We start from the raw sequence: 21,713 nt of genomic DNA, 5'->3' as shown, positions 1-21,713 counted from the left end.
GACGCCCCATGGCCGATACCCCTGACGACGATTTCGACAGCGCCAACCCCTTCCGCTCGCTGAACAAACGCGCCTTTCGCGACGCCCGCGCGCCCAGGCCCGCCGCCAAACCCGCGCCTTCCGCACCCAAGGCCGGGGCACGCCACGGCGGGGGCCTCACGCAACCGGACGAACCCCTCTCTTCCGAGGACGCAGAGGCGTTTCTGTTCGCCATGGGCACCGTGCAGCGGCTGGACGCGCCGAAAAAGCCCGCAAAGGGCACGCCGCAAGGCCATGCGAACCAGAAGCCTGCCCCTGTTGCGGCAGTGCAGGAGGCGGCAGTGCAGGAGGCGCCCGCACCTCCTCCCGTCGCCAACACACCGACGTCCCCCCGCACCGATGGCAGTCAGAACGTCCGGCCCGCCGCGCCCGCATCCACGGTGCGCGCCGCAGAGCGTGACAAACTGGCCCCCGGCACGGCTGCCCGGCTGGACGCCGACGCGGGCCGCAACGGCTTTGCGTTGCAGGATCAGCCGGGGTTCCGGCGGCTGCTGGAGCAGGCGGCTGATGCGCCTGAGAGTTCCGGGCCGCCTCCCGCCGAAAAGCATCCTGACGCCCCTTCGCCAGCCGCTTCTGCCACGGCCCCCACCGGCAAGCCCGATGCCGTGCCCGTCACCGCCTCTGAACGCAAGGAGGCGGTACGCCTGCGGTCGCGGCAGGCCGTGGCCGACCACGACCACACCCCGCCACCTGATGAGGACAACCTGTTCAGCAAGGCCATGTCCGGCGTGCGCACACTGGCGGGCAAGGGGCGCGAGGTGCCGCCGGAAACCGCCCCGCGCGAAGCCGCCGCGCCCGCCGTGGGGCACCCGCTGCAGGATTTCATGGATGGCGTGGTGGAGTTTGCGCTGGAATTCACCGACGAATACCTGGAAGGGCACGTGGTGGGGCTGGATGCGCTGACCGTGGGCAAGCTGCGCGCCGGGCAGTACAGCCCGGAAGGTCACCTGGACCTGCACGGCATGAACGCCCTGCAAGCCTACGAAGCCATGATCGGCTTCATGCGCGCGGCCTACCACAAGGGCATGCGCACCGTGCTGGTCATACCGGGCCGGGGCAGGAACTCTCCCGACGGCATGGGCGTGCTGCGCGAAAAGGTGCAGGCCTGGTTGACGCACGACCCGTTCAAGCGGGTGGTTCTGGCCTTCTGCACGGCCCAGCCCGCCCACGGCGGCGCGGGCGCACTGTACGTGCTGCTGCGCAAGTACAAGAAATCGCGCGGCAAGGTCCAGTGGGACCGCACGCCCACCGACGCCGACCTGTTCCTGTAGGGGCGGAGCGCCTGCCATCAGGCCCCGCCACGCCATTCTCCAAACGCAGAAATCCCCCGCCGCGTTGATGCGACGGGGGATCGTGCGTTCCATGGTCCTTCCACAGCACAAGGCCGGGGAAAGCCGGAAGGTCTGGGGAAGCGCGAGATGCCCCGCTTACTTCTCCATTTCCAGCCCGCGTGTGTAGGCCGCCAGCACCGCATCCATGATGCGGCCCCGCACGGCCTCGCGGTCCAGTTGGTTCATGGCGGCAATGGTGTTGCCCGCGGGCGAGCAGACCTGTTCGCGCAGCACCGAAAGGTGCGTGCCGGACTGCTCCGCCAGGGCCACCGAGCCGGAGAACAGGCCCTTGACCAGTTCCGTGGCGTCCTGCCGGGTGAAGCCCAGCGTCACGGCCACCTCGGTCACCGCCTCCATGAAGTAGAAGACATAGGCAGGGCCGCAGCCCACCACCGCCGTGAAGGCGGTGAACTTGGACTCGGGCAGCACGATGGCGGTGCCTATGGCTTCGAACAGCCCGCGCACCAGATCGCGCCGGGGCGCATCCAGTGCCGGGTCTTCGAAGCACAGCGCGTACACGCCCTTGCCCACCATGGCGGGGGTGTTGGGCATGACGCGCACCACCGGGCATTCGGGGCCGCCCGCTTCCGCAATGGCAGCCTTCATGGCTGCGATGGACACGCCGGAGGCGATGGACACCACCACCTTGTCCGGCGTGAGCGACGGCGCGATGGCGCGCAGCACGTCGGGCACCAGGTACGGCTTCACCCCCAGCAGCACCACGTCGGCCTGTGCGGCCAGCGCGGCGGCATCGGGCATGGCGCGCACGCCGACATCTGCCAGCGCAAGCACCTTGGCGGGCGTGGGATTGTACCCCAGCAGGGAAAGCCCCTGACGGCCCGAAAGACCGCGCAGGATGGCGGACCCCATGTTGCCGCAGCCGATGCAGCCGAGAACGGTGCCCCCAGTGCTCATTGTGCTACCCTACCATCTCCAGAGCGTTGAAGAAGTACGCGATTTCGTACGCAGCCGTTTCGGGCGCGTCGGAACCGTGCACGGAATTGGCCTCTATGCTGACGGCGTAGGTCTTGCGGATGGTGCCTTCGGCCGCGTTGGCCGGGTTGGTGGCGCCCATCAGGTCGCGGTAACGCTGGATGGCGTTGTCGCCTTCCAGCACGGAGCAGACCACCGGGCCGGAGCACATGTAGGTGACCAGGCTGTCGAAGAAGGGACGCTCGCGGTGCACGGCGTAGAAGCCTTCGGCCTGGCTGCGGGTGAGGTGGATCATCTTCATGGCGACGACCTTCAGCCCGCTGTCCTGAATCATCTTCAGGATCGCGCCGGACAGGTTGCGTTCCACGGCGTCGGGCTTGATGATCGAAAAGGTGCGCTCGGCCATTCATTTCCTCCGGATACTGCAAGGGTTGCGGTTGCGGCGCGGGCGGCAACGGAACAGTTCACCCGCGCCCGTACAGGGGACATGCCATCAGGTGCGTGGCTGCACTGAACGCCGCATCACTCACATACGGCTTCCTGCACATGCAACACGCACCCGTCACGCCGCGGCAATTTCGTTCTCCGGCAAGGAGGACGCGCCGCGCGCGGTCTCTTCAGGCGGTGCTGGCATAAGAGGGTATTTTGTTCTCTGCCAAGGAAGAACGCCGTTTTATGGAGGAAGTGCGGCAGCCGTTGGCGAGCTTGCGAGCCTTACGGATGGCGACCGCAACGAGTACTCTTATCGTACTCGACCGGAATAAAAAGGCGTTCTGACGCAGGCAGAGGGCAAAAGACACCTTGTGGCTGCACCGCCTAGTGGGAAAGCTGCCGGACGGTCACAATGCTAACACTGCGATCCCGCGTCCGCGCCCACTCCTTCAGGGCGGCCACGGTTTCCGGCAGGGGATGGCCAATGGCGATGGCCTGCCCCTCGGCCTGCGCGATGCGGGCCGCCTTGTCCAACTGGAACATGATGTTGCGCTTGTCGGCGATGACGTCGAGGAACACGTTCCGCTTGTAGGCGGGCAGTCCCGCGCGCTTCGCCTCGAAGTACAGTTTCGAATTCTGGTGCGTCATGCTGTCGAGCACGAACAGCCCCGTGCCGTCAAGCGCCTCGCACACGGTGCGCATGGCCGCCGCGTTCTGGGTGGCGCGCGAGCCCATGTGGTTGTTCAGCCCCACGGCGTACGGCACGCGGCGCACTGCATCGCGCACCAGCGCGGCCATTTCCTGCGGTTGCTGGCCGGACAGGATGGCGCCGGGGCCGGGCTTTACCTGCGGGTAGCGTACCGGCTCCATGGGCAGGTGAATCATCACCTCGCGCCCGGCCCTGTGGGCAACCTCCGCCGCCTCGCGGGCGTGGGTGCTGCGCGGCCAGACGGAGAAGGTCACCGGATAGTCCAGCGCGGCCAGGTCGCGCACGGAGGACATGCTTTCACCGATGTCGTCGATGACGATGGCCAGGCGCGCCCCGCCCGGCGCCACCACAACGGGGGGCGGTGTCCCCTCGTAGAGCAGCAGCGAAATTTCGTGGGTGGGAAGGCCGTCCACGGTGACGATGAGCAGGTCGTCGGCCCGCTGCTCGACGTTGGCGGTATCGGACCAGGCGGCCAGCGTTTCCTTCAGGGTCTGCACGAAGCGGTCGGGCGCGCCATCCAGGCGCATTTCCATGCGCTGGAAGTGGAAGGTCTGGCCCTTGGCCTGGCGGTTCTCTATGGAGGCCAGACGCAGCCGGTCGCGGCCAAGCCCAAGGCGGGTCACGGTCTGGACCAGGGCGTAGTCCACCTGCTTCACGCCCGCCTCCACGGGGGCGTCCAGGGTTTCCTCGTAGGGCAGGTTGCCGGGGGTCACGGGCTGGCGGACTTCGCCGTCCGCCTCGCGCGCCTCGGCGGGAATGGGCTTGCCGTTGGCCGCGCGTTCGGGCTGGGCAGGCTGCGGTGCATCGGCCCCGGCAGTGCCCGCCGCGTCCCCCTTTGCGCCATCGGTCGAAACCTCGCCGTTTGGCGCATCGCCCACCGGGGTCTGCGGAAGCTGGGGCAGTTGGGGAAATTGGGGAAGCTGGGGCAATTCTGCCTGCTCGCCGCGTTTCGGCTCGCCCTTCTGCGGCTTCTGGCCCGACTGCGGGGTTTGCGGTTTCTTGTCGCTTTTCTCGGCCACGGCGGGCTTGCGCGCGCCGCTGTCCGTGAAGTGTTTCATGGGCGAGCCGAACACGAACAACAGCATCACCAGCAGCGTGGCAGCCACGCAGATGGCCAGCACGGCCCGCGCCACCAGCGGCGTCAGGGTGGGCTTGCCGCGCTTGCCGCCGGAACGCCGTGTTCCGGATGCACCCGACGGCTTGCCCGATTTGCCCGATGGGGCGGGCTTGCGGCCCGCGCCCCCCTTGGCGTCGTCCTTGCGGGGGGCCTTCTTTCCGGGGTTCTTCTCCCCTGCCATGCACTCTCCTGCTCCATGCCGTGGCCATGCCGTGCCGTCCGTGACAACCGTTGCGGGGCAACCGTCCGGGAGTACTTGTCCGGCAGTATCCGCCGGGGGCAACCGCCCCGGCCGCGATATGACATGTCCTGACATGACAGGGGCGCGGTCTCCCGCGCCCCCGGTTTTCATCGTGTAGCGTTACGGCATCATCGGCAGCCCGCCGCCTGCGCGGCGGCCCGCCTACTGGATATCCTTGAGGCGGGGCAGACGCTTGACGAACTGCAACGCCATGCGCAGCTGGTTGTCCTTTTCCAGGGCCTGCTTCACGTCGTCTGCCCGCGCGGAAGGACGTGCGTCCTTGCCCGACGAACCGTTTTCGAGGTGACGATTCAGGTCCTTTTCGCGCACCATGTTCAGGCGGTGGGCCTTTTCTTCTTCACGCGGCAGTTCGAAAGGCACCTCGAAGTCGGGCTCGACGCCTTCCGCCTGGATGGAGCGGCCATTGGGCGTGTAGTACAGGGCCACGGTCAGCTTCAGTCCCGCGCCGTCGGATAGCGGAATGACGTTCTGCACCGAGCCCTTGCCGAAGGTGCGTTCGCCCAGGATCAGCGCGCGGTTGTGGTCGCGCAGGGCACCGGCCACGATTTCCGAGGCCGAGGCGGAACCGGCGTTGACCAGCACCACCATGGGTACGGACACGTCGCCGGGTTGGGCCTTGGCGCGGTATTCGCGGCTGGCGTCTTCCATGCGGCCCCGAATGGACACGATGACCCCGTCCTTGAGGAAGGTGTCGGACACGCTCACGGCCTGGTCCAGCAACCCGCCGGGGTTGTTGCGCAGGTCGAGGATGATGCCCTTCATGCCCTTCTTGCCCGCTTCCTTCAGCGCGTCCACCAGTTCGCCGGTGGTGCGTTCGCTGAAGCGGGTCAGGCGCACCCAGTGGTAGCCGTCCTCGAGCATCTTGGACTTGACGCTGATGAGCGGGATGGCGTCGCGCACCAGGCGCACCACTTCGGGGGCCTTGGCGTCGCGGTGCAGGATGGACAGTTCCACCTCGGTGCCCTTGGCGCCACGGATGCGGCTGACCGCTTCCTGGGTGGTCATGTCCTGGGTGGGCACGCCGTCCACGGCAAGAATGATGTCGCCGCTCTTCAGGCCCGCCTTGTGGGCGGGGGTATCCTCGATGGGGGCAACGACGATGAGTTGGCCGTTCTCGCTGGAAATTTCGATGCCGATGCCGAAGAATTCGCCAGAGGTGCTTTCCTGCATCTCCTTGAATTCCTCCACCGACAGGAACGTCGAATGGGGGTCCAGCCCTTGCAGCAAGCCCTTGACGGCACCGTTGATCAGATCCTTGCGGGGCACGTCGCGCACGTAATAGCGCTCCACCAGGTCGAGCACCTGGCTGAAGCGCTTCAGCGAGTCGTATTTGCCCTCGTCACTCGCCGCACCGACGGTGTCGGGCACCAAGGCCGCCCCGCCGGAAATGGCGAGCACGCCAAGAATGAGCAGCGTGGCCGTCCACAGCGTCACACGCATAATGAAACCTCCGAAAGCCTGAAAAGAGGCTAATTTGCTGAAAGAAGCCACGCATCAGGGTTAATGGCTTTTTGGTGAAAACGCAATTCGAAATAGACTCCGGGGCCATTGGCGTCCGGATAGAACCCGGCGGTGCCCACCTGCTGGCCGCCGCCCACCTCCTGCCCCAGCCGCAACGGGCTGTCGGCCAGGAAGGCGTACAGCGTGTAGTATGCCTGCCCGTGCATCAGAATGACGACGCGTCCGAACCCGCGCATGGTGTCGTTGTGCACCACGCGGCCATAGGCCACGGCGCGCACCGGCTCGCCCTGCCCCACCGAAAGGCCCAGCCCGCGCACGGGGGGCTTGGCCTCGGGCGCGTAGCGGCGCACCACCCTGCCCTTGGCGGGCCACGGCAGGCGGCCCTTCTGCTTCTCTATGTCGCCGCGCGACAGGGCCTGCTCCAGCCGGGCATTGAGGGTCTGGATCATCTCGAACAGGTCGGCCAGTTCCGCCTCGGCGTCCTCGCGCTGCTGGCGTACCGACGACAACGACTGGCGGAAGCGCTGCTTGTCCGCCAGCAGCTTCGAACGGTCCGCCCCCAGGGCCTCCACCTGCCTGCGCACCTGTTCGGACAGGGCCTCGCGCCGGGTCAGGGCCTCTGCCATCGCGGTTTCCTGAACGTGCAGTTCCTGCTGGCGCTCGCCGATGACCTTGTAGATTTCCTGCGTCCAGGCGTAGTCGCGCTCGGCCATGCGCCAGTCGGTCAGGTCGCGCGCGCCCACCCCCTTCTGGCGCACGTACAGCGGCCAGAGCAGTTGCAGCAGCCCGGACAGCGAGGCTTCCGTGCGGGACCGCTCGGCGGCCAGCCGCTCGTAGGCGGCGCGCACGTCGGTGGCGGCGGCCTCCAGTTGGGAAAGTTCCTGCTCCTGCCGGGCCACCTTGGCCTCCAGCGCGGTAATGCGGTCCTCGGCCATGGCCAGGTCGGTGTTCAGGGCGCGTTCCTGGACCGAAAGCTTGGTGATGCTCTCCTGCCGGGCGCGCAGGCGGACCTGCTGGGCCTCCAGCGCCTTGCGGATGTCTTCTTCCGTGGTCAGCTGCCCCACGGGCGCGGCCTTGCCCCGCGCGTCCTGGCGCTGCGGAGTCCCCTTCGCCCCCTTGCCTGCCGCATCTGAACGCGCGGGCGCATCGTCATCGTCCGTGTCGCCCGGAGTTGGCCTGATCGGTCCCGCCTTGCCGATGGAGCCGGACGTTGCGGCCAGCAGCGGCTCCGGCCACGCGGCCAGCCCCCCGGCCAACGCCAGTGCAAGGCACAACAGGCCGCACGCCGCCATGCCGGGACGCCCGGCACCCCGTACGGTCCCGGCCGCAGCCGCCCGGAACGGCAAGAACGGAAGCCGGAACGGACTCATGGCTCAGGCCACCCCGCCGTCGAGAAAAGTGCACAGGGGGCAGTCGGCGCAACGCGGCGCGCGGGCGCGGCACCACTGCGCGGCAACCCGCACCAGAAGGGCGTGGAATTCGTTGTACAGGGGCACGTCCGGTTCCAGTACGTCCATGAACACGTCGCGCAGTTCGTGGTAGGGAATGTCGTCCGGCACCATGGCGTGCCGGTGCAGGATGCGCCGGGTGTAGGCGTCCACCACGAAGGTGGGCAGGCCCACGGCGTACAGCAATACGGAATCCGCCGTTTCCGGCCCGATGCCCGACACCTTGAGCAGGCGGGGGCGCAAATCGTCAAGCTCCTGCCCGGCCAGCACCCCGAAATCGAAGCCGCAGGCATCGTCCAGGAAACGCAGCAGGTTGCGCAGCCGCACCGCCTTCAGCCGAAAGAACCCCGCCGGGCGGATCAGTTCGGCCAGTTCCGCCTCGGGCAGGGACAGCAGCGCCTGACCGCTGGCCAGCACGCCCGCATCCCGCAGGCGCTGGATGGCCTTTGTCACGTTGGTCCACGCGGTATTCTGGGTCAGCACCGCGCCCACGCAGACTTCCAGCGGCGTCTCGCCCGGCCACCAGCCACTTGGCCCCAGCCTGGCGTGCATGACCGCGTACATCTCGCGCAACAGGCGTTCCCGTTTCCCTCGCATAGGCCGACACCCTAGCCTCATCGGGCATGCCCCGCAACCGATGGCGCAGCTCCGTTCCGGGCGCTGTATATGAACGTTTTTTGTATGCCTCGGGCAGCAGGGCGTGTCTTTTTTTACGCCTCCGGCGGGCAGGGGGCATGGCCCCCTGCACCCCTGTGAAAGGGGGATTTCTCCAATAAAAAAAACCGCATCGCTTGTTAAGCGCGGCGGCATAGATACTCTCCTGCCCCCCTTACCCCACCCAATTGAAAAGTTTTGGGGGGAGCTTCAGCCGTTATGCGAGTCTTCGAGCATTACGGATGAAGACAGCAGAGTGGGGTCCGGGGAGGGAGACCTTTTTACGCTCTGCGGTCGCCATCCGTAAGACTCGCGCTTCGCGCTCATCTAACGGCTGCCGCAAAAGGTCCCCTCCCCGGTACGTTTTCAATTCTCTGAATCTTCTCTTCCCTACTCCCAAATCAGGGCGGCCCATTCGCCTTCCACGCGGCGGCGTGCGGGGGGCATGCCGAGACTGGTGTAGGCGGCTTCCACGCCGTCTGCTTGCACGGCAAGCAGGCCGGAGAGGACGAGGCACCCGCCGGGGGCCAGCAGGGCAAGGATGTCGGGGGCAAGGTCCTTCAGGGGCTGGGCAAGGATGTTGGCGAGGATCACGTCGTAGCGTTCGCCCTGGGCGGCGTCGGTGCTGCCGAGGCGCACGTCGATGGCGGGGGCCACGGCGTTGATGACGCGGTTTTCCTCGGCGTTTTCCACGGCCAGCATGTCGATGTCGGTGGCCACGCCGGCCAGGCCCAGCTTGGCGCAGCCAATGGCGAGGATGCCGGAGCCGGTGCCCAGGTCGAGAAAGCGCAGGCCCGCGCGCAGCCGACCGGACGCGGCCAGCTCGGAAACGCTGCCGAGACACAGGGCGGTGGTGGGATGGTGCCCGGTGCCGAAGGCGGTCTTGGGCTCGATGACGATGGGGATGCGGCCCTGAAGGTCCGTGGTGTCGACCATCCACGGGGCGATGACCATGAAGTGGGTGCCGCAGGCCACGGGCGTGAAGAAGTCGCGCCAGGCCAGGGTCCAGTCGGTATCGGGCACGGAATCGCGGGTTACTTCGGCGCGCGGCAGTTCGGCGCGCAGGGTGGCCAGCAATTGTTCGCAGAAGGCGGGGTTGTCGGTGTGCACGCGCAGGCGCACGGAACCGTCGGGCAGGCTTTCCTCTTCCCAGCCGAAGGGCACGGCAAGGGCCAGCACGGCGTCGACGGTTTCGAGGTCTTCGGGGCAGTCGGCGGCAATGACGATGCTGATGCGGATAAGGTCGGACACGTGGTTACCTTGCCTGGTATCGGGCCATCTGCCGTTCCATCCGTCGGCTTGCGGCGGTCAGGGTCCAGCAGACGATGAAGTACAGCACGGCGATGGTGAAGAAGAGTTCGGCCGGAGCGGTCAGCTCGCGGTTGTTGATCTGGGTAGCCGTGCGGGTGAGTTCGGAAACGCCGATGATGTAGGCGAGCGAGGTGTCCTTGGTCAAGCTGACAAACTGGTTCACGAACGAGGGAATCATGTTGCGCAGGGCCTGCGGCAGGATGACGTGGATCATGGCCTGCGACTTGGAAAGCCCGGTGCCGCGCGCGGCCTCCATCTGCCCGTGCGGCAGGGCCAGCACCCCGGCGCGCACGATTTCGGCGATGTAGGCGCCGGTGAACACGATGAAGGCCACAAGGGCGCTTTCCGCCTCGGGCAGGGTGTGCCCGAGCACGATGGGCGCCAGGAAATAGAACCAGAAGATCAGCATCAGCAACGGGATGCCGCGGATGATCTCTACGTAGATGATGGCGGGCAGGCGCAGCCACCAGCGCTCGGACAGGCGCAGCAGGCCGAAGCCAAGGCCCAGCCAGAACGCCCCGAAGATGCCGCCAATGGACAGCAGCACGCTCATGGCAAGGCCGCCCAACGGTCCTTGCGGCCACGAACCCACGAGCAGGTAATCGAAATTTCTCCAGACGACGTCCCACTGCACGCCGGTTGCTCCTTGCGACTGATTCTGAAACCGTGACGGCGCGCGGCCCGGTGTTGACCGGGGTCACGCGGCGCCGCCGCGCGAAAAGGCCGGGCCGCCGTTGCGGCGCGGGGTGCGTCAGTACTTGATGGTCCGCAGGAAGTACTTGTTGTACTGGGTGATGCTGAACGACACCAGCAGCGAGATGACGAGGTAGATCAGCGTGCTGACCGTGAACGCCTCGAACCCGTGGAAGGTGTACGATTCGATCTGGCGGGCCATGTAGGTAAGTTCCATGACCCCGATGGTCATGCACAGCGACGAGTTCTTGAAGAGGTTGAGCGCCTGCGAGATCAGCGGCGGCACGATGATGCGGAAGGCCTGCGGCAGGACCACGTAGCGCATGGCCTGCAGAAAGGTGAGGCCGCAGGCGCGCGAGGCTTCCAACTGCGTGCGCGGAATGGAGAAGATGCCCGAGCGTATCTCTTCGGCAATGAACGCGGCGGTGTACACGGCAAGGGCGATGACCCCCGCCGCAAACTCGAAATTCTGCTTGTACAGCCACTGGTTGACAAAGGTGGGCAACACCGCGTCGGAACCGAAGTACCAGAAGAATATCTGGACCAGCAGCGGCGTGTTGCGGAAGAATTCGGTAAAGCCCGCGCTGAACCACACCAGCGGGCGCACGGCGGAAAGACGCATCACCGCGATGAGCGTGCCAATCGCCATGGCGAGGACCAGCGAAAGGGCGGAAATCTGGCAGGTGACCACGACGCCGTCGATGATCCACTGCAAGTATTCGCCGGAGAGGACGAGTTTCCAGTCGAAGTTGTACTGCAAGACGTTATCCGCGTGAAAACGGGGGGCGCGGCAATGGTGCCGCGTCCCCCGTCGGGTTGGTGCGTGCTAGTAGGGCCAGGTTTCCATCTTCCAGGTGAGCGGCAGGTAGTACTTGGTGTCCTTGCCGAACCACTTGTCGTAGATCTTCGTGTATTCGCCGGTGTTCCACAGGTCCACCAGGGTGCGGTTGACGAGATCGCGGAACTTGGAATCGTTTTCGGCAATGCCGAGGCCGTAGGGTTCGGCGGCGATGTAGTCGCCCACGATTTCCCACTTGTCGGGCTCGGGGTCGGAGTTGCGCAGGCCGAGCAGGATGGTGGAGTCGGTGGTGACGGCTTCGGCCTTGCCCTGCTTGAGGGCCAGGAACGCCTGCGGGTACTCGTCGAAGGAGACCACGGTGGCGCCGGGCTGGGCGATCTTGATGTTCTTTTCGGAGGTGGAGCCCTTGGCGGTGGCCACCTTCTTGCCCTTGAGGTCCGCCGCGCTCTTCACGCCGCCGCCCTTCTTCACCAGCAGCTTCTGGCCGTCCATGAAGTAGGTGATGGAGAAGTCGATGACGTCGTCACGCTCGAACTTGTGGGTCATGGTGGCGGCCAGCATGTCCACGGAGCCCTGGGTCAGCATGGGGATGCGGGTGGCGCTGGTGACGGTCTTCAGTTCCAGCTTCACGCCCAGGTTGTCGGCGACGGCCTTGCAGATGTCCACGTCGAAGCCGACGATCTGCTTGGTCTGCTCGTCGATGAAACCGAAGGGCACGGTGGAGTCCTTGACGCCGCAGATGAGCGCGCCGCGGGCCTTGATGTCCTCGATCTTGCCCGCGTGGGCGATGGTGCCGGAAAGCACCACGCACAGGGCCACGGCCAGTAGCACAAGACGCTTCATGAGAGTTCTCCCTGCTGATGCGGTTCGGGGGGCCGTAGGCCCCCGGGATGGGCGTTCGTCCGTCGTCCGAACCCGGCGTGCCGCTGCGCGGCGACCGGGGGTATCGCGTGTCGTGCCCGAGGCGCCGTGGCGCCGCCCGGCCAGAAGGTGCCGTGCCGCAGGGCCATCCGCCTCCTGCCCGAAAGGCAGGGGGCAAGGGGCCAAGGCGCGGACGGTACTACAGGATCTCTCGCAGGAACGCCTGCGTACGCTCGTGCCGGGGATTGGAGAAGAAGATGTCCGGCGGGGCCTCTTCGATCACCTTGCCCCCGTCCATGAAGACGACCCTGTCCGCCACTTCCCGCGCGAAGCCCATTTCGTGGGTCACGCAGAGCATGGTCATGCCGGCGCGGGCCAGGTCCTTCATGGCGTTGAGCACTTCGTTGATCATTTCGGGGTCGAGCGCGCTGGTGGGCTCGTCGAACAGCATAACCTTGGGCTGCATGGCCAGGGCGCGGGCAATGGCCACGCGCTGCTGCTGGCCACCGGAAAGCTCCACGGGGTACTTGCGGGCCTGATCGTGGATGCCGACGCGCTCCAGCAGTTCCATGGCGATGGATTCCGCCTTGGCCTTCGGCATCTTGCGCACCTTGGTGGGCGCAAGGGTCACGTTGTGCAGCACGGAAAGATGCGGGTACAGGTTGAACTGCTGGAAGACGATGCCCACCTCGGTGCGCAACTCGTTCACGTCCACGCTCTTGTCGTGGATGCTCTTGCCTTCGAGCAGTATCTGCCCCTTCTGGATGGGCTCCAGACGGTTGAGGCACCGGATGAAGGAGCTCTTGCCGGAGCCGGAGGGGCCACAGATGACCAGCACCTCGCCCTTCTCCACCTTTTGGGTGATGCCCTTGAGCACGTGAAATTCGCCGTACCACTTGTGCACGTCGTGGAATTCGATCATCGCCATGCGCGGCCGTCCGTAAGCTGTATCGGCGGTGGCGCGGGCCGCCGCCGTCTTTTTACCAGATTGTCGAAATTGTGCCCCTTGATGCAGGACACTGGTCCGGCACGGGTGCGAACCCGACCGGAGCGGCGGCCTCTCTTGCACGATGCGACCAGACAAGGCGGCACGGGCGAAAAAACCCTGTCCGCCGCCGCTGCCAGCTGCACCGCGAAAGCCGTACTGCCGATACGGGAAAGCCCCCACATCGACCGCAGGAAGTGCCACACGTTTCTACAGGCGTGTTGCGGAGTTGTAGCGGACGGTTTGAAGCGCTGTCAAGCGAAATCATTAACAAAAACGTAAATAGCCTGTACCTGCGGGGGATTGCGGAATCAAAGCGCCGCTCCGCGCTCCCACCAGTTCCGCAGCGCCCGCCACGCCCGGCAGGCACCGTCGCCACCCTGCGGCGCATGGCCGCAACACCTTGCGGCAGAGGCAAAAGTGAAACGGCGCCCCCCCATGCGGGCGGACGCCGTGTAGCAACCGGTCAGGCCCTGTCTGGCCGCGCCACTCGGGGCGATCATCAGGCGTACACGTCCACCAGGGTACCCGCGCCGGAATAGGCCGCCCCCAGTACCGATTTCTGGAAATCGTAGTCGGCGCCCATGGAACCGGACCAGCCGGTATTCCCGGTCCTGCCCGTGCTCCCCAGCCCCGGCGCGTTCATGTAGTCCAGCGTCTTGCCGACCACGGCCGCACCAAAGGTCTGCTTGTCCCAGGGGGCCGCCTGTAGCGGCGAAGACGCCACGCCGTTCATGGTGTCCAGCGTCTTGCTCACCACCGCAGCCCCAAAGGTCTGGCTGTCCCACGCGCCGGAACTGCCAAAACTGGTTGACGATATGCCGAGGTCGCTCATGCCCCTCCCCTCCTTCGCGCGGGCCGGGCATCCGTGCCGTGCGGCGGGCGCGCCATGCATGTACCGCGCGGCCACGTCCTGCCGCACGGTTTTCCCATGTTCACTGCCCATACTAAGACCGGCAACCGGATCACGCCATTATTTTGCAGGACTTGCGGGTTGCCGAGCTTGCAAGTTGCCGGGCTGGCCAGCCTGACCAGCCTGACCGGACGGACAGGACAGACCGGGCGGATCGGCCGCCCCTCCCCCCCTCCGGCGGCACGGCGAAAGGCACGGCCCATCCCATGCGAAACGCCCCGCCGGGCGGTCCGGAAGACCAGCCGACGGGGCGTCGTGCAGCATGTGCGGCAGGGGCATCGCCCCCATCTGGGCCTGCCCTATGCGGGCGTGCGCGCGGACAGGATTTCCTCCAGCGCGTCGGCAAAGGCATCCAGGTCGGCGCGGGGAACGGTCAGCGCGGGCAACAGGCGCAGCACGCAATCCTGGGTCAGGTTGCAGATGAACCCCCTGTCGATGAGCGCCTGCCAGACCTCCTTGCCGGGGAAGGCCAGCACCACGCCGATCATCAGGCCAAGACCGCGCACGTGGTCGATGGTGCCGGGAAGCTTCTGGCCCATGGCCCGGAAGCGGTCCATGATCCGCGTGCCCTCGGTGGCGGCCCGCCCGGCCAGGTCGTCGCGCAGCATGATTTCCACGGTCTTGTCCGCCACGGCGGAAACTAGCGCCCCCGCCCCGAAGGTAGTGGCGTGGCTGCCCGCCACAAAGCCCCTGGCCACCTCGTCGGTGGTCATCATGGCACCCATGGGCAGGCCGTTGGCCAGGGCCTTGGCGCAGCTGACGATGTCCGGCGTGAGGCCGTAGTTCTGGAAGGACCAGAACCGACCGGTGCGGCACATGCCCGCCTGGATCTCGTCGGTCATGAACAGCACGCCCGTCTCGCGACACAGGGCCTGCACCGCGCGGGCGTAGTCGGGGTCAAGCGGACACACGCCGCCCTCGCCCTGCACCACTTCCACCAGCACCCCGGCTGTCTGCGGGCCGATGGCGGCGCGCAGGGCCTCGATGTCGCCCGCCGGAACCTGCCGGAACCCTTCCGGCATGGGCAAAAAGCCGTCCTGGAACTTGGCCTGCCCGGTGGCGGCCACGGTGGCCAGGGTGCGCCCGTGGAAGGCTCCGGTCAGGGTGATGATTTCGTACGCCTCGCGCCCCTGCACGCGCTGCATGTAGCGCCGGGCCAGCTTGATGGCCGCCTCGTTGGCTTCCGCGCCGGAATTGCAGAAGAACGCCTTGGTGCAGTGGCTGGTGGACAGCAGCCGTTCGGCCAGGTCCAACTGTTCTTCCTGATAGAAAAGGTTGCTGACGTGCACCAGCTTGCGGGCCTGGGCGGCGGCCACCTCGGCCAGTTCCTCGTGGCAATGGCCCAGCGAGGTCACCGCGATGCCGGACAGAAGGTCCACGTATTCGCGACCGTCAACGTCCCACAGGCGCGAACCCTGGCCCCGCGCAACGGAAATGGGGTACCGGCCGTAGGTGCGGCACAACAGGGATTCCTCGCGCGCTTTCAGCGCTTCGAACCGTTCGCTCATGGCGTGTCTCCGAAATAGGGGGAAAGATGTATCGAATGCGGCGGAGTGCGGTGGCCGGAAAATCCGTGCCGCAGGCCTGGGGCATTCCCGACCAGGAAAAAGTCCCTACAGGGTGCCGGTATGCCCGAACCCACCCGCGCCGCGCGCCGTCTCGCCAAGGGCATCCGCCTCTTCGACGAGGGCGTGGAAATACGGCTGGAACACTAGCTGCGCGATGCGCTCGCCACGGCGAATTCGTCGTTCCTCGCCAGAGGTGTTCAGCAGCGAGACCACGATCTCGCCGCGATAATCGGGGTCGATGACGCCTACCCCCTGGCTGACGGTAAGCCCCATGCGCGTGCCAAGCCCGCTGCGAGAGTACACGAACCCCGCCGCGCCGGGCGACAGCGGCTCCACGGCCACCCCGGCGGGGATGGCCAGCCGTGAACCGGCAGGCAGGACCGCCTCTTCCGCGTCCATGCAGGCGCGCAGATCCATGCCCGCCGCGAAAGGCGTGGCCGGGGCGAGGCCGCCGGGGCCGTCACCGAGGGCGTACAGCGCCCGCGCGTCGCGCAGGTAGCGTACCCGCACGCGCAACATCGGGGTACCCTCAATAACGCTGCTTGCACTTGTCACGAAAAAGCTCCTGTGAAAGAATACCATAACTCCACAGACCCATCCGGCACGCCGCCCGCCGACAAACAGGGGGGGCCACCGGACCGTCTGTTCCTATGCCACTCTCGCAGGCAAGTCAAAAGCACACACGCCGCACCGCCGGGAGGTACGCAGCATGCAGCCACTCAAGGTCTTCAGCGTCATCCCCAAGTTGCCCGAAGGGCTGGAAGGACTGTGGGAACTGGCCTACAACCTCTGGTTCTCGTGGAACAACGACATGGAGACCATCTTCTCACAGATGGACCAGCGCCTGTGGCAGGAAAGCTACCGCAACCCGGTATGGTTCCTGAACCACGTTCCCCAGCGCACCCTTGAAGAACTCTCTCGCGATGCGTTCTTCAAGGAACGGCTGTCCGACGCCGTGACGCAACTACGCCAATACGTGGGCAGGCCGTCGCCCCACAGGTTCGAGGGCGTGGCCCCCGGCACCCCCGCCGTGGCCTATTTCAGCCTGGAATTCGGCCTGGCCCTGTGCCTGCCCATCTATTCCGGCGGCCTCGGCATCCTGGCGGGCGACCACCTGAAGTCGGCCAGCGACCTCAACGTGCCGCTGGTGGGCGTGGGCATCGCCTATCAACAGGGGTATTTCCGCCAGTACATGACCCCCGACGGCTGGCAGCAGGAACGCTACCCCGTCTACGACTTCGAGCAGATGCCCATGCGTCCGGCCCTGACGCCCGACGGACAGCCCGCCGTGGTGCGGCTGGACGTGGGCGACCGGCCCCTTGCGGCGCGCATCTGGCAGGTGGCCGTGGGCCGGGTGACCCTGTACCTGCTGGACACCAACCTGCCGGAAAACCCGCCCGATTTTCGCCAGATCACCGAACGGCTGTACGGCGGCAACATCGAAATGCGCCTGTGGCAGGAAATCCTGCTGGGCATCGGCGGCATCAAGGCACTGAAGGTGCTGGGCATCGACCCCAAGGTCATCCACATGAACGAGGGGCATTCCGCCTTTGCCGGGCTTGAGCGGGTGCGGCTGTTCATGAAGGAGCACGGCCTGCCCTTCGAGGCCGCAACCGAGGTGGCCGCGTCCGGTTCCATCTTCACCACGCACACCCCGGTGCCCGCAGGCAACGACCGCTTCGCGCCGGACCTGATGCACCGCTACTTCGAATCCTACGCCCGCGACATGGGGCTGGCCTTCAAGGTGTTCATGGCCCTTGGGCGAGAAGCCCCCCACGACGACGCCGAACCCTTCTGCATGACCGTGCTGGCCCTGCGCCTGTCACGCGCCAACAACGGCGTTTCCACCCTGCATGGCCGTGTTTCGCGCAACATGTGGAAACAGGTGTGGCACCAGTTCCCCATGGAGGATGTGCCCATCGGCGCGCTGACCAACGGGGTGCACGCGCCCACCTGGGTGGCCCAGGACATCGGCATGCTGTACGATCGGTACCTTGGCTCCAACTGGCGCGAGGACCCGGACTGCGCCCGCGCCTGGAGCCAGGTGGACACCATTTCCGACGCCGAATTCTGGCGCACCCACGAACGGTTGCGTGCCCGGCTGGTGGATTTCGTGCGCGAGCGGCTGCGCCGCCAGCTGGCCGCGCAGGGCGCGCGGCGGCAGGATCTGCAAGCCGCCGAAGAGGTGCTGAACCCCGAGGCCCTGACCATCGGCTTTGCCCGGCGTTTCGCCACGTACAAGCGCGCCAACCTGCTGTTGCAGGACCGCGTGCGGCTGGAACGCATCCTGGGTGACCGCGAACGCCCGGTGCAGTTCATCATCGCGGGCAAGGCGCACCCCCAGGACCAGGACGGCAAGCAGCTGATCAAGGATCTGATCGCCTTCAGCCGTTCGCAGGGCGCGAACATGAGCGTGGTCTTTCTCGAGGACTACGACATGGAGGTGGCCTCGTACCTGGTCACGGGCTGCGACGTGTGGCTGAACAATCCCCGCCGCCCGCTGGAGGCCTGCGGCACCAGCGGCATGAAGGCCATGCTCAACGGCGTGGTGCAGTTTTCCACGCTGGACGGCTGGTGGGACGAGGCCTACAGGCCGGACAACAGCCTGGGCTGGGCCATCGGCAAGGGCGAGGAATACGACGACCCGGACTACCAGGACTTCGTGGAGATGCAGACCCTCTACAACATCCTGGAAAACGACATCATCCCGGAATTCTACGATCGAGGCCGGGGCGGCCTGCCCCGCTCGTGGATCCGCCGCATGAAGGCCGCCCTGAAGGAACTGGCCCCCCGCTACAATTCGCACCGCATGGTGCTGGACTATCTGGGCACGGCCTATTCCCCGGCCCACGGCTACTACATGCGCCTCGCGCGCGACGGCTTTGTCCCGGCGCGCGAACTTTCCGAATGGCGCATGGAAATGATGACCAAGTGGAGCGCGGTGCAGATACGCAACGTGCGCAGCCGGGTGGAGGACACCCTGCATGTGGGCGATTCGTTGCGGGTGGAGGCGGAACTGTATCTCGACGACATCGCGGCGGAGCATGTGCTCGTCCAGTTGTACGCCGGGCCGCTGGGGCAGGACGGCTCCTTTGCCCAGCGCCAGTTGACCGTCATGACCCCCGAGGGCGAACGGCGCGACGGCTGGCAGACCTTCGGCGGCAGCACCCGCCCGGCAGAGGCCGGGCGCTTCGGCTTTACCGTGCGGGCCGCCCCGGTGCACCCGCTGCTGGCGGATCCGCACTCGCTGGGCCTCATCCGCTGGGCCGCGCCCGCATAGGAAGCCCGCGTGACGCGCCCGCGCATAGGGCGCGCCGCCTGCATCCCCCACCGGATGCGGGCGGCGGCGCCGACCGTCCTGCGCCAGGCGGCGCGGCTGGTGGCGCCGTGCGTGCTGGCCGGACTGACGGTGCTGGCAGGTCTGCCGGAACCGGGCACCATCGCCCCGCCGTCGGCACTGGCCCAACCGGGGCAATCCCGGCCAGACCAGCCCCGGCCAAGCCAGCCCCAACCAGACCAGCCCCAACCAGACCAGTACCAACCAGACCAGCCCCGGCCAAGCCAGGCGGTACCGATGTCCGACGGTACCGCCGTACCCGCAAAATCTCTCCCCCCGCCTGCCGGGGCACCTCCCGCGCACCGCAGCGAACCCCGTTCCACCGCATCCCCTGCCCACCCTCGCAAAGGCGACACTGACACTGCCGACATCATCGTCATCGCCACCCTGGACTGGCCCCCCTATGTGGAGCGCTACCTGCCCCACGGCGGCTATGCCGTGCAGGTCATCCGGGCCGCACTGGCATCGGGCGGAGTGGCGGCGCGGTTCGAATTCATGCCGTGGTCGCGGGCCGTGGCCCAGTTGCGGGAAGGCAAGGTGGCCGCCATCGCCCCGGAATACCGCACCGTCGAACGCGAGGTCGACTGCGACTTTTCCGCCCCGTTTCCCGGCGGCACCCTGGTGCTTCTGGGGGTGGCGGGCAATGAGCGGCACTGGAACGACCTGCGCGAACTGGCCGGGCTGCGCATCGGCGTGGTGCGCGGCTACGTGCACACCGATGCCTTCGACGCCGCCACCTTCCTGCGCAAGGAACCCGCCAACGACGAACTGGCCAACATCCGCAAACTGCTGGCCGGGCGCATCGACGCCATGGCCGCCGACCGCAACGTGGTGCGCTTCCTGCTGCGGCGCGACCTGCCCGCCCAGACCTCCAGCGTTGCCGAATTCGACCCCATCCTGGGCGAACGCGACCTGCACGTGTGCTTCTCTCGCGCACGGCCAGACCATGCGGCCCTGCGCGCTGCCTTCGACAAAGGGCTGGCCGCCACGCGGGCCGCCGGGCTGGTGGACACCCTGCACCGCGAAATGCACCGTCTGGCCGGGGGGCAACCAGCGGGGCAGTGACGCCGTGGCACCGCTCCGCGCCCGCTCGCCACTCCCCCCCCCCGTTGCCGCACCCATCCGCCCGCAGCGCGCCCCCGCCCTCGCCACATCCTATCCCTGATCCTGCCCTGCCCCGCTTGCCTGACGGGCGGAAATGCCCTACCTCACCCGCAGGCTTGGCGCGCCCGCCGCGCCGCAGGCCGTTTTCATCCCATCCGCCCAGCCCTTCCGGAGGACATCTTGACCGCTCTCGTCACCGCCGCCATCGCCGGTGGGGGCCTTGCAGGCTGCGAATGCGCCCGCAGGCTCGCCCGCGCCGGGGTTGCCGTCACCCTGTACGAAATGAAGCCCCAGGCATATTCCCCGGCCCACACCAGCCCGGACCTTGCCGAACTGGTGTGTTCCAATTCTTTGCGTTCGGATGACATCGCATCCGGCGTGGGGCTGCTGAAGCAGGAGATGCGCGAACTGGACAGCCTGGTCATGCAGGTGGCCGAGGCCACCCGCGTGCCTGCGGGCAAGGCCCTTGCGGTGGACCGCGAACTGTTCGCCCGGCGCATGACAGAGGCCATGGAGGCGGAACCGAACATCACCGTGGTGCGCCGCGAGATTTCATCCATCCACGCGCCGGAACTGACCGCCGCCGACGTGGCCGTGGTGGCCGCCGGGCCGCTGGCCAGCGAACCGCTGGCCGCATCGCTGGCCGAGGTGGTCGGCTCGCGCCACCTGTATTTCTACGACGCCATCGCGCCCATCATTGCCGCCGAATCCATAGACACCTCCATCGCCTTTCAGGGGTCGCGCTACGACGAAGGCGAGGGCGACTACCTGAACTGCCCCATGAACCGCGAGGAGTACGAAGCCTTCCACGCCGCCCTGCTGGCCGCCGAAAAGGCCCCCACCCACGATTTCGAGAAGGAAATCCACTTCGAAGGCTGCATGCCCATCGAGGCCCTGGCCGAACGCGGCGAACGCACCCTGGTCTTCGGGCCGTTCAAGCCCGTGGGCTTCACCGACCCGCGCACCGGCCAGCGGCCCTACGCCATCGTGCAACTGCGCGCCGAAAACCTGAATCGCACCGCCTACAATCTGGTGGGCTGCCAGACCAAGCTGAAGTACGGCGAGCAGGAACGCGTGTTCCGCATGATCCCCGGCCTTGCCAACGCCGAATTCGTGCGCCACGGCTCCATGCACCGCAACACCTACGTCAACGCGCCCCTGGTGCTTGGCGACGACCTGTCCCTGCGCCCCCACCGCCACGTGCACCTTGCCGGGCAGATCACCGGCGTGGAAGGCTACGTGGAATCCGCCGCCTGCGGCCTGTGGCTGGGCATGGTGCTGGCCGCCCGCGCCCTGGGCCGCGACCTGCCCCAGCCCCCTGTGGACACCGCCCTCGGCGCGCTGCTCCAGCACCTGCGCACCCCCGCCAAGAACTTCCAGCCCTCCAACGTCAACTTCGGCCTGATGCCCGAACTCACCCAGCGCGCCAAAAAACGCGACCGCAAGGCCCTGTACGCCGAACGTGCCCGCGCCAGCTTTGCCGCATGGATGGAAGGTGTGCCGGAGTTGGAGAAGGCGGAATAGGATACGTAAAAGACGAACCGGGGAAGGGGGGCTTTGGAAAGCCCCCCTTCCCCGGACCCCATCCCCGCAAACTTTTCAATTGTGGGGATGAATCATAAAGGGATAACCCCCGTTAACTCGATATGAATCTGATTCAGCCACTCCGTATCGAGTTACTTTCACCACCCAATTGAAAAGTTTTGGATGGAGGGGGTGGGGTTCGGGGCGGGGGAGGAAACCTTTTCCAAAAGGT

General features: G+C 66.7%; 18 protein-coding genes. 4 read left to right on the top strand and 14 right to left on the bottom strand.

Annotated elements, in window-relative coordinates; all coding sequences use genetic code 11:
• Nucleotides 1–8: 8 nt before the first annotated feature.
• The gene (locus ABWO17_RS03120) at nt 9–1,310 is read left to right on the top strand and encodes a Smr/MutS family protein (RefSeq protein ID WP_353115997.1); all 1,302 of its coding nucleotides are present in this window, start codon (nt 9–11) and stop codon (nt 1,308–1,310) included.
• A gap of 156 nt (nt 1,311–1,466) precedes the next feature.
• Here ABWO17_RS03120 and proC read toward each other — a convergent pair whose 3' ends face one another.
• From proC to dut, 14 genes are all read right to left on the bottom strand, one after another.
• Nucleotides 1,467–2,285: a pyrroline-5-carboxylate reductase gene (gene proC, locus ABWO17_RS03115; RefSeq protein WP_353115995.1), complete on the bottom strand. Its 819-nt coding sequence runs from the start codon at nt 2,283–2,285 to the stop codon at nt 1,467–1,469.
• A 4-nt stretch (nt 2,286–2,289) separates the two neighbouring features.
• On the bottom strand, nt 2,290–2,709 hold the full coding sequence (gene ndk / locus ABWO17_RS03110; protein ID WP_007527740.1) for a nucleoside-diphosphate kinase: 420 nt from the start codon (nt 2,707–2,709) through the stop codon (nt 2,290–2,292).
• Between the two features lie 410 nt (nt 2,710–3,119).
• Nucleotides 3,120–4,742 carry a divergent polysaccharide deacetylase family protein gene (locus ABWO17_RS03105; protein ID WP_353115992.1) on the bottom strand — a complete coding sequence of 541 codons (1,623 nt, stop codon included), beginning with the start codon at nt 4,740–4,742 and terminating at the stop codon, nt 3,120–3,122.
• 222 nt (nt 4,743–4,964) lie between these two features.
• Nucleotides 4,965–6,263 (bottom strand): S41 family peptidase, encoded by a 1,299-nt coding sequence (locus tag ABWO17_RS03100; RefSeq protein WP_353115990.1) that lies wholly within the window; start codon nt 6,261–6,263, stop codon nt 4,965–4,967.
• Nucleotides 6,264–6,292: 29 nt separating this feature from the next.
• Entirely contained in the window at nt 6,293–7,576 is a 1,284-nt protein-coding gene (locus ABWO17_RS03095) for a murein hydrolase activator EnvC family protein (RefSeq protein WP_353115988.1), read from the bottom strand.
• A gap of 81 nt (nt 7,577–7,657) precedes the next feature.
• Nucleotides 7,658–8,329, bottom strand: coding sequence for an endonuclease III domain-containing protein (locus ABWO17_RS03090; protein ID WP_353115986.1), 672 nt, complete (start codon nt 8,327–8,329; stop codon nt 7,658–7,660).
• 447 nt (nt 8,330–8,776) lie between these two features.
• The gene (locus ABWO17_RS03085; RefSeq protein ID WP_353115984.1) at nt 8,777–9,637 is read right to left on the bottom strand and encodes a 50S ribosomal protein L11 methyltransferase; all 861 of its coding nucleotides are present in this window, start codon (nt 9,635–9,637) and stop codon (nt 8,777–8,779) included.
• A gap of 4 nt (nt 9,638–9,641) precedes the next feature.
• A complete protein-coding gene (locus tag ABWO17_RS03080; RefSeq protein ID WP_353115982.1) occupies nt 9,642–10,331 on the bottom strand; it encodes an amino acid ABC transporter permease in 690 nt (229 codons plus the stop codon).
• Nucleotides 10,332–10,448: 117 nt separating this feature from the next.
• Nucleotides 10,449–11,150 (bottom strand): amino acid ABC transporter permease, encoded by a 702-nt coding sequence (locus ABWO17_RS03075; protein WP_353115980.1) that lies wholly within the window; start codon nt 11,148–11,150, stop codon nt 10,449–10,451.
• A 66-nt stretch (nt 11,151–11,216) separates the two neighbouring features.
• Entirely contained in the window at nt 11,217–12,032 is an 816-nt protein-coding gene (locus ABWO17_RS03070; RefSeq protein WP_353115978.1) for an ABC transporter substrate-binding protein, read from the bottom strand.
• A gap of 217 nt (nt 12,033–12,249) precedes the next feature.
• Nucleotides 12,250–12,978 carry an amino acid ABC transporter ATP-binding protein gene (locus ABWO17_RS03065; RefSeq protein WP_353115976.1) on the bottom strand — a complete coding sequence of 243 codons (729 nt, stop codon included), beginning with the start codon at nt 12,976–12,978 and terminating at the stop codon, nt 12,250–12,252.
• Between the two features lie 559 nt (nt 12,979–13,537).
• Nucleotides 13,538–13,870 (bottom strand): hypothetical protein, encoded by a 333-nt coding sequence (locus ABWO17_RS03060; protein WP_353115974.1) that lies wholly within the window; start codon nt 13,868–13,870, stop codon nt 13,538–13,540.
• A 377-nt stretch (nt 13,871–14,247) separates the two neighbouring features.
• Complete coding sequence (locus ABWO17_RS03055) at nt 14,248–15,456, bottom strand: aspartate aminotransferase family protein (protein WP_353115972.1); 1,209 nt, start codon at nt 15,454–15,456, stop codon at nt 14,248–14,250.
• 105 nt (nt 15,457–15,561) lie between these two features.
• Entirely contained in the window at nt 15,562–16,035 is a 474-nt protein-coding gene (gene dut, locus ABWO17_RS03050) for a dUTP diphosphatase (RefSeq protein WP_353116636.1), read from the bottom strand.
• 190 nt (nt 16,036–16,225) lie between these two features.
• On the opposite strand from dut, the gene glgP reads away from it, so the two are divergent.
• From glgP to trmFO, 3 genes are all read left to right on the top strand, one after another.
• Nucleotides 16,226–18,796, top strand: a complete 2,571-nt coding sequence (gene glgP / locus ABWO17_RS03045; protein WP_353115970.1) for an alpha-glucan family phosphorylase — start codon at nt 16,226–16,228, stop codon at nt 18,794–18,796.
• Between the two features lie 9 nt (nt 18,797–18,805).
• Nucleotides 18,806–19,918: a substrate-binding periplasmic protein gene (locus ABWO17_RS03040; protein ID WP_353115968.1), complete on the top strand. Its 1,113-nt coding sequence runs from the start codon at nt 18,806–18,808 to the stop codon at nt 19,916–19,918.
• Between the two features lie 219 nt (nt 19,919–20,137).
• Nucleotides 20,138–21,481, top strand: coding sequence for a methylenetetrahydrofolate--tRNA-(uracil(54)-C(5))-methyltransferase (FADH(2)-oxidizing) TrmFO (trmFO, locus tag ABWO17_RS03035; RefSeq protein WP_353115966.1), 1,344 nt, complete (start codon nt 20,138–20,140; stop codon nt 21,479–21,481).
• Nucleotides 21,482–21,713: the final 232 nt, after the last annotated feature.

It is taken from the genome of Nitratidesulfovibrio sp. (genome assembly GCF_040373385.1).
Lineage (GTDB): Bacteria > Desulfobacterota > Desulfovibrionia > Desulfovibrionales > Desulfovibrionaceae > Cupidesulfovibrio.
This window is presented reverse-complemented; position numbering and strand designations above follow the sequence as displayed.